Source organism: Actibacterium atlanticum (genome assembly GCF_000671395.1).
In the GTDB taxonomy this organism is placed as follows: Bacteria; Pseudomonadota; Alphaproteobacteria; order Rhodobacterales; family Rhodobacteraceae; genus Actibacterium_D; species Actibacterium_D atlanticum.
The window spans coordinates 591130-606388 of record NZ_AQQY01000001.1; the positions used below are offsets into that span (position 1 = coordinate 591130).

11 protein-coding genes are annotated in these 15259 nt (G+C 58.9%); 9 read left to right on the forward strand and 2 right to left on the reverse strand.

Annotation, left to right across the window (positions count from 1 at the left end):
• Positions 1-3: 3 nt before the first annotated feature.
• From ATO10_RS02965 to ATO10_RS03005, 9 genes are all read left to right on the forward strand, one after another.
• The gene (locus ATO10_RS02965; RefSeq protein WP_051597908.1) at positions 4-519 is read left to right on the forward strand and encodes a phage baseplate assembly protein V; all 516 of its coding nucleotides are present in this window, start codon (positions 4-6) and stop codon (positions 517-519) included.
• The gene (locus ATO10_RS15875) at positions 519-848 is read left to right on the forward strand and encodes a hypothetical protein (RefSeq protein WP_051597909.1); all 330 of its coding nucleotides are present in this window, start codon (positions 519-521) and stop codon (positions 846-848) included. The genes ATO10_RS02965 and ATO10_RS15875 overlap by 1 nt, the downstream gene beginning before the upstream one ends.
• Positions 845-1210, forward strand: a complete 366-nt coding sequence (locus ATO10_RS02975) for a GPW/gp25 family protein (RefSeq protein ID WP_035247766.1) — start codon at positions 845-847, stop codon at positions 1208-1210. The genes ATO10_RS15875 and ATO10_RS02975 overlap by 4 nt, the downstream gene beginning before the upstream one ends.
• Positions 1207-3747, forward strand: coding sequence for a baseplate J/gp47 family protein (locus ATO10_RS02980; RefSeq protein WP_035247768.1), 2541 nt, complete (start codon positions 1207-1209; stop codon positions 3745-3747). The genes ATO10_RS02975 and ATO10_RS02980 overlap by 4 nt, the downstream gene beginning before the upstream one ends.
• Positions 3744-6422, forward strand: coding sequence for a putative baseplate assembly protein (locus ATO10_RS02985; protein WP_035247770.1), 2679 nt, complete (start codon positions 3744-3746; stop codon positions 6420-6422). The genes ATO10_RS02980 and ATO10_RS02985 overlap by 4 nt, the downstream gene beginning before the upstream one ends.
• The gene (locus tag ATO10_RS02990; protein WP_035247772.1) at positions 6422-8599 is read left to right on the forward strand and encodes a phage tail protein; all 2178 of its coding nucleotides are present in this window, start codon (positions 6422-6424) and stop codon (positions 8597-8599) included. The genes ATO10_RS02985 and ATO10_RS02990 overlap by 1 nt, the downstream gene beginning before the upstream one ends.
• Positions 8596-11478 (forward strand): hypothetical protein, encoded by a 2883-nt coding sequence (locus ATO10_RS02995; protein ID WP_035247781.1) that lies wholly within the window; start codon positions 8596-8598, stop codon positions 11476-11478. The genes ATO10_RS02990 and ATO10_RS02995 overlap by 4 nt, the downstream gene beginning before the upstream one ends.
• 458 nt (positions 11479-11936) lie before the next feature.
• Complete coding sequence (aroQ, locus tag ATO10_RS03000; protein ID WP_035247784.1) at positions 11937-12377, forward strand: type II 3-dehydroquinate dehydratase; 441 nt, start codon at positions 11937-11939, stop codon at positions 12375-12377.
• Positions 12377-13132 (forward strand): helix-turn-helix transcriptional regulator, encoded by a 756-nt coding sequence (locus tag ATO10_RS03005; RefSeq protein ID WP_035247787.1) that lies wholly within the window; start codon positions 12377-12379, stop codon positions 13130-13132. The genes aroQ and ATO10_RS03005 overlap by 1 nt, the downstream gene beginning before the upstream one ends.
• Positions 13133-13480: 348 nt before the next feature.
• Here ATO10_RS03005 and tsf read toward each other — a convergent pair whose 3' ends face one another.
• Positions 13481-14356 carry a translation elongation factor Ts gene (tsf, locus tag ATO10_RS03010; protein ID WP_035247790.1) on the reverse strand — a complete coding sequence of 292 codons (876 nt, stop codon included), beginning with the start codon at positions 14354-14356 and terminating at the stop codon, positions 13481-13483.
• An 80-nt stretch (positions 14357-14436) separates the two neighbouring features.
• Positions 14437-15216 carry a 30S ribosomal protein S2 gene (gene rpsB, locus ATO10_RS03015; RefSeq protein WP_035248346.1) on the reverse strand — a complete coding sequence of 260 codons (780 nt, stop codon included), beginning with the start codon at positions 15214-15216 and terminating at the stop codon, positions 14437-14439.
• Between the last annotated feature and the right edge of the window lie 43 nt (positions 15217-15259).

The following is a 15259-nucleotide window of genomic DNA, read 5'->3' on the forward strand; positions in this document are numbered from 1 at the left end:
ACGATGTATTCCCAAGCCCCTCCCGGTTCTGAAACCCCAGCCCCCGCTGGCCAGAAGCTGTTTGGCAAATACACCGGCTATGTCGAGAAAAATCAGGATGATGAGCGCGGCGGCAAGCTCTATGTCACCGTGCCCGACGTTTTGGGGCCGACCAAAGTCTGGGCGCGGCCTTGCCTGCCCTATGCAGGCGCAGGGGTTGGCCTGTTCATGATGCCCGAGAAGGGCCGCGCAGTATGGATCGAGTTTGAAGCCGGTGACCCGGCCTATCCGATCTGGACCGGCTGCCAGTGGGAAAAGAACGAAGCCCCCGAGAGCGATCCAAAGATCAAAATGATCAAGACCGAAACCATGGAACTGCGGTTTTCGGATGCTGACAAAGAGCTGACCCTGCGCTTTGGCAACTCGGTGCGGGTCACCCTGCGTGACGATGCTGTGACGCTGGAAGTATCCGGCGGCGCGAAACTGGAGATGAGCGGCAACAAAGTGTCGCTGAACGGCCCGCATTTGGAGGTAACCTGATGGGCAAAATCGTGACAGGCGCGGCGCAGGTCAGTTGTGATCATCAGGCGGCGGCTCAGGCCCAAAGCCTGTCGTCCTATGTCTCGATCCTGCAAAGCGCAGTGGTTTTGGTGCCGCAGGTCTATACGGTGCAGGGCTGCCCGCTTTCGACCAACGCCGGGCCAGTCCCCTGCGCCACGATCCAATTTTCCACCGGGACCACCCGTGTCACCAGCCAAATGAAGCCGCTGATGTTGGAGGGGTCCATGGGAACGGCGGTCGGCCCCTTAAGCCCGGCGCAAGGCAGCGCATCCATCAGAAACGTGCAAGGCAAGGTCACCGCGACATGAACCATCTGGGCTTTCCATATCGTCATGACGCGCGGGGCCGCACGGCCGAGGCTGACAGCTATCATCGCCATGTCGCCAATCTGGTCGAGCAAACCCTGCTGACCGCGCCGGGAGAACGGGTGAACCGGCCTGAATTTGGCGCCGGATTGCTGGAACTTGTGTTTGAGCCGGGGGCTGAAACCCTTTCAGAAGCGACCGAGTTTCTGGTGCGTTCCAGCCTGCAGCGCTGGTTGCAGGATGTGGTTCAGATCGACGAGCTTCTGGTGCATCAGGACGAAGGTGAACTGGTGGTCGAGCTGGTCTATACCGTTCTGTCGTCGGGCGCGCGCTTAAGTCAGGAAATCAGGCGGGCGGGCACATGACCGAGCTAACCGAAAGCTTTCTGGAGGAGCGCCGCGAAAGGCTGCGCGGATTAAAACACGCCAAGGCCAAGGTGAACGGAATTGACTATGTGTCGGTTGATATGGCCGCGCGGCAGCTGGATGTTCATTTCCTGAGACCTGTGCCCGGGCGCAACAACGGGCGCCCCGAAGGCAGCCCGCCTCTGACGGCTGACAACTTCCGCATCACCGGGGGGGATCGCATTCGCAATGTCACGGTTGTGGCGGCGTCGAACCCTTCGGCCTATGTGATGCGGTTGCAGGTCGACCAGCTTGGGGATTTTTCGCCTTATGTGCTGGAGATTGTCGAAGATGCGATGCCGTGGGATCGGTTGCCGGGCATGGATCCGATCCTATGGCGAATTGGCTTCGGATTTCGTCAGGGGTGCCCGTCTGATTTTGACTGCAAGACTGCTCCTGCGGATGGGGCCACACCCGTCGCTGACCCGCCGCTGAACTATCTGGCCAAGGATTACGCCAGTTTCCGCCAGCTTATGTTGGATCGTCTGGCCCAGTTCTCACCTGACTTTGCCGACCGACAGGTGCCCGATCTGGGAGTCACGATGGTAGAGCTGATGGCCTATCTGGGGGACCATCTGAGCCACGCGCAGGACGCTGCCGCAACCGAGGCCTATCTGTCCACCGCCCGGCGGCGCAGTTCTGTGCGTCGCCATGCACAACTGCTGGGCTATGACGTGCATGATGGGATGTCTGCGCGCGGTTTTGTTCAACTGATAATGGGCGCGGGGCAAAGCGGCAGTTTCACCCACGATCAACTGAAGTTCCTGACTGCGGACCCTGAAACCGATCTGCCCGCGCTCACCCCCTCAGACATCAGCTATGACGCTTCTTTGAAGGCTGCTGTGCAGTTTTTCGAGCCAGTCCCGGTGTTGGAACGCCAATCCGATGGCAGTTTTACAGAACGTCCAACACATGCCGCGGAGGCACTGAATAACGTCAACCTGTATGACTGGGGCGATCCGCGGGCGGTGTTGCGCAAAGGTGCCCGGTCTGCATGGATCAGCGCGCCAGCGGGCCCACACAACCTGTCGGCGGGCGACCTGATCTGTTTTGTGCAACTGCGCGATCCTGTCACGCATCGCCGTGCGGATGCGGAACTGGCGCATCGGCAGGTGGTTCGACTGACCCAGACCCCGGTGCCGGAAACTGATACGCTGGCCGGGCAAGACCTGTTGCGCCTTGAGTGGGGCGAGGCCGATGCGCTGCGTTTTGATCTGGCCGTTGGCTGGTTGGATCCCGCCCTGCTGCCCGATGGCGGCGCGCCTCAGATGGCGCAGGGCTTGGGGAATGTTCTTCTTGTGGATCACGGGTTAAGCCTGCCGGTTCCTGAGCAGCTTCCGGCGCCTATGGTGGATGATGATCCGGACCGTGCGGATCAAATATCGCGTCTGTCCGAACTGGACCGCCCCACGCCCTATAAACCGGTGCTGGCCCGGCGTGACATTTCGGTTGTGGCTCCGGTGGTCGTCGACCCCGGCGCCCTTGCGCCTGCGGCCAGTGATCTGTTGCGCCCACAGGCGGGGCAGGGCGCGTCAAAGGCGATCACCCTTTCCGCCACCGCCAATAGCGCGCCAGAATGGCAGGGGGTCAACAGCCTGATCTTCAGCGCGCCGCACGATAAGGTGTTCGTCGCCGAAACCGAACAGGACGGCACCACAACCCTGCGCTTTGGGGGGCCGGATTTGGGCGGGCTGCATCCGCCTGCCGGCGACCCGCTGTTTGCCCATACCCGGCTGGGGGTTGGGCAGGAGGGTAATATAGGTGCAGATGCCATTGCTCATGTGATCCTTGACGGTGTGACCGGCGTTGTTGGCGCACGCAACCCGTTGCCGTTTTGTGGCGGGCGCGATCGCGAAACCATCCCTGAAATCCGCGAAGCCGCGTTGTCTGCGCTGGATGACAACCGCCGCGCCGTTACCCGCGCTGATTATGTTCGGCTGGCGCAGGAACATCCTCAGGTCGCCCGCGCGCATGTGCGCTCGCTCTGGCATGGGTCATGGGAATCCTATTTCATCGCCATTGATCCGGTTGGCGGTATAGAGGCCGATGACGCGCTGTTGGCAGATGTTCGGGCGCATCTGGAACCCTATCGCCTGATGGGCCATGACATCGAAGTCGAGCGCCCTCGCTTTGCCCCGCTTGAAATCGAAATCAGCATTTGCGTCGATCCGGCCTACCTGCCCAGTGATGTACGTATGGCAGTGCTGGAGCGCCTGTCATCAGCTGTGCAGGCGGATGGCACCTTGGGGTTCTTTCATCCCGACAACCTGAGCTTTGGAGCACCGATTTACACCAGCCACATCACTGCCGCCGTATTGGGCGTCGACGGCGTTGTCGACATGCGGTTCGAGCTGTTCCGGCGCTGGCGCGGCAGTGGCAGTCTGGCGCTGGAAAACGGGGTGATCGCGGTTGATCCAGAAGAAATCCCGTTGCTGATGAATGATCCAAGTTTTCCGGAACGCGGCGTTTTGCGGGTGCGCGAATGGAGCATGGCATGACACAGATGATCCCCAAACCCACCCCGGTTGCGCTGGACAATCGCCCCGGCCTTGAGCAGCTGACACGCCGCACCGGCCGCCATGCGTTGTTCAAAGAGTCCATGATGCGCGGGCTGCGCAGCCGTCACCGTCCGGGGTTGACCGGCTTCGCCACCCAGTCGGATGCGGATTGGAGCATTGCGCTGATTGATGCCTGGGCTTCGGTTTGTGATGTGCTGAGCTTTTACGGCGAACGCATTTCGCATGAATCCTATCTGCGCACCGCGACCGAGCTTTTCTCGGTCGAGGCGCTGGCCGAGCTGATCGGCTATCAGTTGACCCCGCCCACGGCGGCGGAAACCCATCTGGCTTTTATGGCCGAAGATGACGAAGACGCCCATCTGCTGACACTGCTGCCCCCTGGCATCGGCATTAAGTCGATCCCGGGCGAAGGCGAACAGCCCCAAAGTTTTGAAACCGTCGAAGACCTGCGCGTCAAGGCCGCTTGGAACGCGATGCCGGTGCTGGGACATTGGCCGCAATCACTGGGACCGTCTGATCGCGGCATGTTTGTCGATGCACAGCGCACGCAGCTGCGCCCCGGCGCGCGGGTTGTGATGTTGGACGGGCAGGGCGCCCCTGTCGCCGATCCCGTGAATGGCAAACTGCTGCGTCGCGTGGCCGAGGTGCGTTCTGTCAACGCGCAGGTCAGTTTTGCGGCCCTAGCCCGGGATGTGGCGACGCCTGCCTTGCCTAATCCGGCCAGCCTTTTGCGCCCCTTGCCCGCCTTGGGATCGGTTCTGCCCACCACCAGCCCCGCCGAGATGATCGCAGGGCTGAAGACCAATCGTTGGGACCGCGCGCTGGTGTTGGAGGCTTCCGATGAGCTGAACCTCGATCTGGCCGACTTGGGCCGTAGCCTGCGGGCGCAGCCCCATGTTGAGGAGGGGTTGCAGCCTCAGGTACTAACATTGGCTTGCCGGTTCTTTGGTCATAACGCCCTGACACAACGCGCTGAGACGGTCCTTGATCCGGTTCCGGGCAAAATATGGGATCAACGGGGCGGTATCGTCGATACGTCGGCCCTGCCGGCGTTGGGGCTGGGTGAACGCGAACTGTTTTTGGACCGCGACTATGGCGACATCGCCCCCGGCATGCTGTTGGTTGTGCGCGGGTTCAGCGGGGCCGATATGTTTGAAGCCTGGAGCCACGTGCTTGAGGCCGAAAGCGTGTCGCTTGAAGCGTTTGGGCTTAGCGGCGAGGCGACCCGGCTTGTCGTGCCGCAAGACTGGAACACGGTTGAAGGCGCTGAGATCGACATTGGCGCGCTCTACGTGCGCGGCTCGGCTTTGTTTACCCTGCCTGCGCCCGTGACCTTGCCGGATGTGACGATTGCGGCGGATGTTGCTGGCGCCGAAATCCTTCTGGATAAACCCGACGTTGATCTTGCCCCGGGACAGTTTGTTTTTGTAACCGGCGAACGCAGCGACATGCCGGGGGTAACCGCGTCAGAACGTGTGCAGATCAAAGAGGTAGAGGTCAATGGCACAACCGGGCGGCTGATTGTCGAGCCCGCCCTAAGCCATCCGTATCAACGCGCTTCAGTCACGCTGAACGCCAATACGGCCCGCGCCACCCACGGCGAAAGCCTGACGCAGGTGCTGGGATCTGGCGATGCCACCAAACCGTTTCAAAGCTTCACGCTGAAAGATAGCCCGTTGACTTATGTCTCTGCGGATACGGCCTCCGGGCGGGCGGCAACGCTTGAGGTGTTTGTCGAAGGCGTCAAGTGGCACGAAGTTGCGGCCTTTGATCAGGCGGAACCGGGCGCGCGGGTCTATGTTCTGACAACCCTGTCAGACGGCTCCAGTCGCGTGACGTTCGGAAATGGTGTGATGGGCGCGCGCCTGCCCACGGGTTTGGCCAATATAGAGGCCCGCTATCGCAAGGGCGCAGGGGCGCAAGGGCGGGTGCGCGCCGGTCAGCTGAGCTTGCTGGCGTCCAAACCGCGCAGCCTGTCTTCGGTTTCCAACCCTTTGCCCGCCACCGGAGGAAGTGACGGGGAGGCGCTGGAAGACGCCCGCATGAATGCGCCGCTGCCGGTGCTGACCATGGGGCGCGTGGTGTCGCTCAAGGACTTTGCAGATTTTGCGCGGGGCTTTGCGGGCGTGACCAAAGCCCATGCCGCGTGGAGCTGGGTTGGCCGCAATCAGACGGTGTTCCTGAGCGTCGCGGGGGAAACGCCTGACCCTCTGCCGATTGACAGCGGTGTGATCCCCAATCTGAAGGCGGCAATCGAACAGGCCGCGCCGTCGGGAACCGGCGTGGTGATCCGTTCTGCGCGTGTGGTGGGGGCGGTCGTGTCTGCCAAGCTTAGGATCGACCCCGACTATACCGCCCAAAGTGGTGGCACGGGGCCGGTCTTTGACGCGGCGCGCGCAGCATTGCGAACTGCGTTCAGCTTTGAGTGCCGCGCTGTTGGGGCGCCGCTGCGCGCCAGCGAGGTTGTCTCAGTCCTGCAAGGGGTGGACGGGGTGATCGGTGTTGACCTTGATTTGTTGCACCGCGTCGCGAACCCGCCGGTGCGGGCCGATATCCTGCGAGCGCATCTGCCGCGCCAAGGCGGGCAGGGGGCTTTGCAAGGTGGCGAGCTGATCGTGCTGTCGGATGAACCCATCGTGCTGGGAGTGTTCTGATGGCCTATCGTCTTGACGAGTTTTACGCGCTGCTCCCGGCCCTGCATCGGCTGCGTGATTACGAGCAGGGGAAGACAAATCAGACCCGTCTTGCGCCAGATCACCCGCTTCTCGATCCCGGCGATCATGGTCCGCTTAAGTCGCTGTTGTCGGTATTGTTGCGCGAAGGTCAGATCCTGCGCGAAGACATCGAGGCGCTTTACGACGACAATTTCATCGAAACCTGCGCCCCTTGGGTGATCCCCTATATCGGGGATCTGGTCGGGGCCTCGGAAATGGAGGACATCGGCGACGCCCAGAGTGACCGTGCGCGGATCGCCACAACGCTGGCTCTGCGCCGCGCAAAAGGAACATTGGCGGCACTGGAATACGCAACGCGCGGCGCCACCGGCTGGCCGGTGCGGGCGGTTGAATACTGGTCGCGCATGGCGACAACCGAAAGCATGGCGCGCGTGCGGATGAATCCGGGCGGCACCGCCAATCTGCGCGACCCGGTTGCACATTCCAAGGTAAACACGGCTGGCGATGTGACCCCGCGTTCGGCCGAGTTTGGCCAGATCGAAGGCGGCTATGGCCGTTGGAACCTGCCCAATATCGGCCTGCACCTGTATCCGTTTGAAGCCACCGCTCATGGCACGCCCAGCGCCGGCTATGTCGGAGAATCCGTGCAGCCTGACCCGGTTCAGCCGGAGTACTACCGGTTTAGCACGCTTGGGTTGGACGAACCGCTGTTCCAGCGTCCCGAAGTTCAGGATGTCTCGTTGACCTCGCGCGCGGATGAGGCAGATATGCCCATGCAGATCACCCGCTGGATGCTGGACGAAGACCCATCGCGGTTCACCACGGATGGCGCGATGATGGCGCAGAAATCCTTTGCCATTCACATGCGTTTTGGTGGTGACATAATTGCGGTGCCGCCCGCGCTGATCAAGGCGGCGACCCTGCAGGATTTCCCCGACGCACCCGGCAAGTGGCAGCATGCGCCACACCCGAACAAGCTGTTGGTTGACCCCGAGCTGGGCCGGTTTTCCCTGCCTGAAACCGGGCCTTTTCACGATCCGGACGAGGTCTTTGTGTTCTGGCACCGGGGGCGCGCCCACGCCATTGGCGGCCACGAGCGCAGCGCCGCATTGGTCCCAGCTGCCGACCCGGATGGCTCAATCGTCTTTCCGCGCACCGAAACGCTGAAGGTGGATGATCTGGGCAATCTATTTACAGATCCCGATAAGCTTGCCGTCACCAGCGCGCCCGGTGATCCGATCGTTGAAATAAGGTTAGGTAAGAATATCCGACGTCTGGTGGCTGACGAGGGCGCTTTCCCAACGATTGATTGCGGACAGCGCAAGGTCATAATCAAGACCCAGCAAGACGAGATCGTGTTGTCGGGGTTGCGGTTCAAAGATGTGCGCCCGCTGATGATTGTCGGATCCAAGATAACGCCGGCGGTAAAGATCGAGGACTGTACCTTGCTGGCGCTTGGTCGCGACTCTGGCGGGGTGCCCAGCAAGCAGAATTACTCTGCTTTGAAACTGTCAGACGGGCAGGGGATGCAGCTGAGCCGCTGTATCAGCGATCCGATTGCCATGGCCGCCGATGGCGAGCTGACCATTCAGGACAGCCTTGTTCTGGCTGCGGGCCCCAGCTTTTCGGCAGTGTATGAGGACGAAACAGGCAATGTTTTGAACCTGCTGCGCAGCACGATTGTGGGCCGGATAATAGCGACCGAAGTCGGGGGCGGGCCGCGTATGGATGTGCCGCCCTTGGACATTAACCCCGAGCCTGACCCCGGGATTGCGGGCATTCAAAACAGTTTGATTATTGCCGAACGTGCAAATCAGGCTTCACCGCCTGTCAAGATTGGACGGCTGGATCGTGGTTGTGTGCGCTACAGCTATGTGCCCGAAGAGGCCCGCGTGCCCCGCCGTTTCGCCTGTGTCACGGTCGAGCCGATGCCTCGGTTTACTTCTTTGAGGCTGGGGCAGCCGGGGTTCATGCACCTGTCTTTCGATACGGACAAGCGGATTTTTTCAGGCGCGGATGACGGGCAGGAGATGGGTGTGGGCAATCGTTTACGCAGCACCGCGCGGCTGAACAACCTGGCGCGGGTGCGCCGTGAATACATGCGCTTTGGTTATGCTGCCGGGGCGATCTTTGACATTTGGGAGAATGAGACATGATTGGCGACAAGGGACGTGAGAGCTCGGCCTTCGGCATCCGCAAGCGCTATGACGGGGTCACATTCTATGCCGGGCGCGCCATCGTCGCCGCCGATCTGAACGAGGCGGATGACCTGCAGACTGATGCCCGCGAACGGGCGTTGGTCGATGTGATTGGGCGGATCGGCTTTCCAAAGAAAGCACCGGGGTTCAGGGTGACCTACTCGGGAGATGTCGTTACCCTTGGGGCCGGGCGTATGTATGTCCATGGTGCTCGGTATGAACTGGATGCGCCGCTTAATCTGTCCGTTTCGGATTTGCTGAAGGACGGTACGGGGCAGGGGCCCCATATCCTGTTGGCCCACTGCCAGAAAAGCGAGCTGGACTATCTGGATGACCCAAGCCTGCGCGACCCGGCGCTTGGCGGGCCGGACACGGCGGGGCGTCGGCGCAACGTGGTCGAGTTCAGCCTTGTGCCAAAATCGGAAGTTGCTGACCTGTTTGGGGTGCCCGAACAGTTCATTCCCGGGTTTCTGAGAGACGGGCATTTCGTGCCATGCCCCAAAAGCACCCCGCGCGATGCGCTTGCGGCGTTTGATATCGCCGATGATCATCTGGCCGAAGCAGATGACTGCCATATCGCCGAATCCGGCGGCTATAGCCGCCATGGCAATTTCAACTATATCGTCGAAATCCATCAGGGGGGGGACGCTGGGGAATCTACCTTTAAGTGGGCGCGCGATGATGTCCGTGCCTATCTGCAAGAAGAAGACGGGGCGTTTTACCTGCTTGAAGAGCCGACGGATGATCAGCGTAAGTTCCATCCCAATTGCACCATCGAGATCAAAGGCAAACTGGAGCGGCAGTTCAACCGGGCAGGGGTTCTGGGGCAGCTCAGCTATAATCCGGATGGGTCTGTCAGCCTGACGCCCGAAGCTGCGGCGGCTTTTGGCACCATGCAAGCCCCCATCACGCTGACTCGTTGGGATTTTGACTATAGCAACGGAACATCCAATGGGTTGGATACCGATACTTCCGACACGGCGCTGGAAAATGGTCTGGTGGTCCGGTTTGAAGGCGTCTTGGCCGAGGGGGATACTTGGTATTGCGCCGCGCGCGCCCGCACCGGCGATATCCTCTGGCCGCGCGACGGGGGTGTCGCACGGTTTGAAGCACCGTTTAATTGGGGGCCGTATTGTGTGGGGCTGGCCGAGGTTCAGGTCGCTGAAGATGAGGTCACAGGTGTCACCGATCTGCGCCCGTTGTTCCCGGATCTGACCCATCTGACTACGGATGATGTCACCTTGTCGCGCGACCTGTCTCTATGCAACATCGACGAAGGCCAGACCGTGCAGGAGGCATTGGAACGGCTCTGCCTGTTGGCCCATAACGGTTGCACGATCACTGTACGACCGGACCGCGTCAGCGAGGACGTGGCGCAACGCAACAAGGCATTGATGACCCTGCCGACGCTGGAACAGGCGCTGCAAGCGATCCGGAATATGGAAATGCCCACGCCCGACGGGAAAGAGGATGATACCTTGCCGCGCCGGGTGTCTTTGGCGTTTACGCCGGGGCGGTATGTCTGGCCCCTAAAGGAAATTTCTGCCCTGTCGCAGCTGCAATCTGCGTCATTGAAAGCCTGTGATGCAGCACCGGTAACGATCTATTTGGAAGACTGGCTGGCCTTTGACACCTGCCTGAATGTCAAGCTGGATGGCATCACCTTTGAAGGGGTGAAAGATCAAAGCGGCGTTTCTGCCTTTGGCGGTAAGTCGATCGAAATCGACAACTGTCAGTTCCGTCGCAGTGAAAGGGAAGGGGACCCAATCCTGAAGCTGGCGGCCTCACGTCGTATCACGCTGCGCGAAACCCGCGTGCTGGTGGATAGGTCACATAGAAGTACGGGTCTGCGGGCGGCGATCCAGCTGGTAGATACGCGGGCGCAGACCTTGTTTGAAAACGTCTTTTCCAATGGCACGGTTGTGATCGGGCCGATTGTTCCGAAGGACGCACAGCAATTGGCAAGCATTTTGGTAAACTCAGCCAAACAGAATTCCGCCGCTTCTGAGTTGTTTGATCTGGTTGATAGCGGCCATGCGGGGGGCGAGCTGCCTCATCAAAGTGGGGCAAGTCTGCGTATGGTCGGGTGCAAACTTTGGCAGGTTGCGCCCGATGCTCTGATGATTGACGAGATCACGAAATGGGCGCAGTCCGACGTGAAGGCCAACGACAAATTCTTTCTTGCGGTGCCCGACCATCACGCGCGGATCACCAATCTGGTAAGCGACATGGACATGCCGCGCCATGTATCCGCGACCGAATTTGTCCTAACCGAAGAGCGGGTAGGGCGCGTGGATTGGGATTCGGTCATCAAGGGCGGGTTTCGCATCGAGATTGATCCCGATGAACTCCCGGTTGCGATGCGACGCGCGTTCCGAACGATAGAGTTGAGCGAATGTGAGCTGAAGCGGGGCACTAGCTTTCTGGTGGCACAGACGGTTTCGGTCAGAAACTGTCGTTTAGTCCAGTTCGGGGATGAACCATTCACGCTGGGACTGGGCACACAGGAAGAAATTTTAAAGATTGAAATGTTCAGGCACTATATCGACGCGCTCTACTATCGTTTGATCAAAGGGGAGCCCGCGCCACGAAATCTGTATCCGGTGATGATGGTCGTTGCCGAAAACGCCGGGTTAAGCGGCAATATGGGCTTTCCACGTGAAGGCATGCCCAAGGGGCGCAGGGTTCCAGAATGGCCAGAACACCAGTCGGCGCCCGCTGTTTTGTATTTCTCGGATTTAAACCCGACCCTGGATGTAAACATGATCCTGACATCGACCGTGTATGACAACCTCAACAGCAAATTGGTAACGATTCCAGCGCATTTTCTGCGGTAATTCGTGCTGATTGGCTTGGCCCGAATCGTAAGAAATGATATAAATATCAGTGAGATGAACGCGGAGGGGTCACCCCCAATGTTATTAAGCTCTCTAGACAGCCTACTATTAAAGGGGCGGTGCGCTTTGTGGAGAAATCCCTGGCGCATTTCCTTTATGTAACGGCATGTATGGTAATCTTATAATAGGTATTATGTAAATAAATTCACTGGACCAAAGACCGCGCCAAGCCTAATATATTGCAATAAAACAGACACTTGTTTTGCATATTTAATGTCTTTTAGCTATTGGTGCCCAGCAAAAGTCTGTCACCGCCCTGCCGAAGTCTCCCATAAATTGTGCCTGTGATTTTGTAAGATTTTAACTTTGCTGTTTTCCTGAAGATCTCCTTTTTGCAATATCTTCTCGACACATACGTGTTTTCGCGACTAAAACTGCGAAAATTTTGGGGATTTGCAATGACTTCGATTTTGGTTCTGAATGGTCCAAATCTGAATCTACTCGGCACCCGACAGCCCGAGGTCTACGGCGCGACCACTCTCGCGGACGTTGAGAAACTGTGCCAGACGAAGGCGGACGAGCTGGAGTTGAGCATCGAATTCAGCCAGTCGAACCACGAAGGTGTCTTGATCGACGCCATCCACGCCGCGCCAGCGGTTCATGCGGGGATCATTTTGAATGCAGGCGCCCTCACCCACACGTCTGTTGCGCTGATGGACGCGATTGCCTCGATTGACCTGCCGGTCATTGAGCTGCACCTGTCCAACATTCATGCGCGCGAAGAATTTCGCCACAAAAGCTGGATCGCACCGGTAGCTGTGGGTCAGATCTGCGGCTTTGGCGCCAGCGGCTATGCTTTGGCTTTGTCTGCGATGGCGGATTTGCTGGCGGAGGCTTGATGCTTGACGCGCTGGAAAGTCTGATTGCTGCAAATACAGTCGAGGAAGTCTGGAGCGAAATGCTCGACTATTATTCAGACTTTGGTTTTGATCGTGTGATGTATGGTTTTTCGCGCTTTCTGACGCAAAGCTCTTTGGGCGAATACGAAGACAGTATGATCCTGTCTAACTACCCCAAAGAGTACCTGCGCGGCTTTTTTACCAACCGTCTGTATTACAATGCGCCGATGGTAAAGTGGGCTGCGCAGAACACTGGCGCTTGTTCCTGGAGCTATATCGCAAAGCGTGCGGCCAGCGGCGAAATGGATGAGGCCGAGCGTAAAGTTTTAGATTTTAACATTAGTTACAAGGTATTAGCCGGATACACGGTTGCGTTTAAAGACAGCAGTTCGCGTGCGAAAGGCGCGGTTGGTCTGGCCGCCAATCCCGAGGTCAGCCAAGATCAGGTTGATGCGCTCTGGCAAGACCATGGACGCACAATCAAGCTATTTTCAGATGCCGCGCATCTGAAGATGATCTCGCTGCCTTACAAAGGTGTGCGCCGGTCTTTGACGCCGCGCCAGCGCGAGGCATTGGAATGGGTCGGCGAAGGAAAGACCACGCAAGACATCGCTACGATCATGGGGCTGACCAGCGCGACGGTTGAAAAACACCTGCGGTTGGCACGCGAAGCGCTGAACGTGGATACGACGGCGCAGGCCGTGCTGAAAGCTTCCTACCAAAGCCAGATTTTCAATCTGGTTGGTGATAGCTGACACAAAGATTTTACCAATAGGTAGGGAATCCCTGACTGTTATGACGTAACGTTTGTATGCATTCTGGTTGTGTTCCGTGAGTGGTGGCGATTAGGCCTTGGAACTTTGGATCGGATGACCGGCATCTTTTTCGTCTGGCGTCTTCTCTATCCGGTTTTCCGGAATGCTGACTTACCGGTGTATAGTCCGCCGGTAAGTTGGCAAAATCGCAGCGTCCTCATCCCCAATGGTGCGATGCGAAATAGACGGTGCAGCCCGCCCGGCTGCACCGTTTTTTAGTTTTCAATCGCAGAAACGAAAACGGCCCACCCCGAAAGGCAGGCCGTAAAATCGTTTTGAAAGAAAGGCTTAGCCTTGAACGGCTTTGGCGACCTCAGCTGCGAAGTCTTCTTCTTTCTTTTCGATACCTTCGCCAACTTCAACGCGGGCAAATGCAACGATTTCAACACCGGCTTCCTTGGCAGCAGCGCCAACGGTTAGGTCGGGGTTGATAACGAACGACTGGTTGACCAGAGTGACTTCAGCCATGAATTTCTTCATGCGGCCGACGATCATCTTTTCGATCACCTGCTCGGGCTTACCCGATTCGCGTGCGATCTCGATCTGGATGCCGCGCTCTTTTTCAACAACAGCCGGGTCCAGGTCATCTTCGTTCAGCGAGGCGGGGTTTGCAGCAGCCACGTGCATGGCAACCTGCTTGCCGAAGGCTTCGTTGTCGCCTTTCAGAGCAACCAGAACGCCGATTTTGCCCATGTCGTCGCCAGCGGGGTTGTGGATGTAGGTCACAACCTGATCGCCCTCGACTGCAACCATGCGGCGCAGGGTCATGTTCTCGCCGATGGTGGCGATTTTGTCGGTCAGGGTATCGGCAACCGATTTGCCGCCCAGATCGGCAGCAGCCAGACCTTCAACGTCAGCCACGCCCAGAGCGGCCTTGGCGATGCCGCCAACCATGCCCTGGAATTCAGCGTTTTTCGCAACGAAGTCGGTTTCCGAGTTCACTTCAACAGCGACACCCTTGCCACCTTCAACAGCGACGGCCACCAGGCCTTCGGCGGCGGTGCGGCCCGATTTCTTGGCGGCTTTCGCCAGACCTTTGGTGCGCAGCCAGTCAACAGCGGCTTCCATGTCGCCGTCGGTTTCGGTCAGCGCTTTTTTCGCATCCATCATGCCTGCGCCGGTGCTGTCGCGCAGTTCTTTTACCAATGCTGCGGTGATTGCCATTTCGGCTCTCCTCATCAGATATTTAAGCGGTCCCGGACGCAGCTACCTGCGTCCGGTATCAATTCCGTGACAGTCGTGGATCAGGCTTCGGCGGGGGCTTCAGCAGCTTCTTCGACGACTTCTTCGACCAGCGCTTCTTCCATGGCGCCGATGTCAACGCCAGCGGCGTCCAGCTGAGCCGACATACCGTCCAGAGCCGAGCGCGACACCAGATCGCAATACATTGCGATGGCGCGTGCAGCGTCGTCGTTGCCGGGGATCACGTAATCCACGCCTTCGGGCGAGCAGTTGGTATCAACCACAGCCACAACCGGGATGCCCAGTTTGTTGGCTTCGGCGATAGCCAGATCTTCTTTTTTCACGTCGATGACGAACAGCAGGTCGGGCAGGCCGCCCATTTCGCGGATGCCGCCCAGCGACGCCTGCAGTTTGGCCTGGTCACGTTCCATGCCCAGACGCTCTTTCTTGGTCAGGCCTTCAGCGCCGGATGCCAGAGCTTCGTCGATGGTGTTCAGACGGTTGATCGACTGGGAAACGGTTTTCCAGTTGGTCAGCGTGCCGCCCAGCCAGCGGTGGTTCATGTAGTACTGTGCGCATTTCTCAGCGGCTTCAGCCACGGCGCCAGCGGCCTGACGCTTGGTGCCGACGAACAGAACGCGGCCACCACGGGCTGCAACGTCACGAACGGCCTGCAGAGCCTGGTCCAGCATGGGAACGGTCTGTGTCAGGTCGATGATGTGGATGCCATTGCGCGAGCCGTGGATATACGGACCCATGCGGGGGTTCCAACGTTGGGTCTGGTGACCAAAGTGAACGCCAGCTTCAAGCAGCTGACGAATCGAAAAATCGGGAAGCGCCATAATCTTTTCCTTTTCCGGTTTGCGCCTTGGCGAAGCCATCAGG

Coding starts and splice junctions, on each gene's coding strand:
- ATO10_RS02965 (WP_051597908.1), top strand. CDS start 4: ATGTATTCCCAAGCCCCTCCCGGTTCTGAAACCCCAGCCCCCGCTGGC.
- ATO10_RS15875 (WP_051597909.1), top strand. CDS start 519: ATGGGCAAAATCGTGACAGGCGCGGCGCAGGTCAGTTGTGATCATCAG.
- ATO10_RS02975 (WP_035247766.1), top strand. CDS start 845: ATGAACCATCTGGGCTTTCCATATCGTCATGACGCGCGGGGCCGCACG.
- ATO10_RS02980 (WP_035247768.1), top strand. CDS start 1,207: ATGACCGAGCTAACCGAAAGCTTTCTGGAGGAGCGCCGCGAAAGGCTG.
- ATO10_RS02985 (WP_035247770.1), top strand. CDS start 3,744: ATGACACAGATGATCCCCAAACCCACCCCGGTTGCGCTGGACAATCGC.
- ATO10_RS02990 (WP_035247772.1), top strand. CDS start 6,422: ATGGCCTATCGTCTTGACGAGTTTTACGCGCTGCTCCCGGCCCTGCAT.
- ATO10_RS02995 (WP_035247781.1), top strand. CDS start 8,596: ATGATTGGCGACAAGGGACGTGAGAGCTCGGCCTTCGGCATCCGCAAG.
- aroQ (WP_035247784.1), top strand. CDS start 11,937: ATGACTTCGATTTTGGTTCTGAATGGTCCAAATCTGAATCTACTCGGC.
- ATO10_RS03005 (WP_035247787.1), top strand. CDS start 12,377: ATGCTTGACGCGCTGGAAAGTCTGATTGCTGCAAATACAGTCGAGGAA.
- tsf (WP_035247790.1), bottom strand. CDS start 14,356: ATGGCAATCACCGCAGCATTGGTAAAAGAACTGCGCGACAGCACCGGC.
- rpsB (WP_035248346.1), bottom strand. CDS start 15,216: ATGGCGCTTCCCGATTTTTCGATTCGTCAGCTGCTTGAAGCTGGCGTT.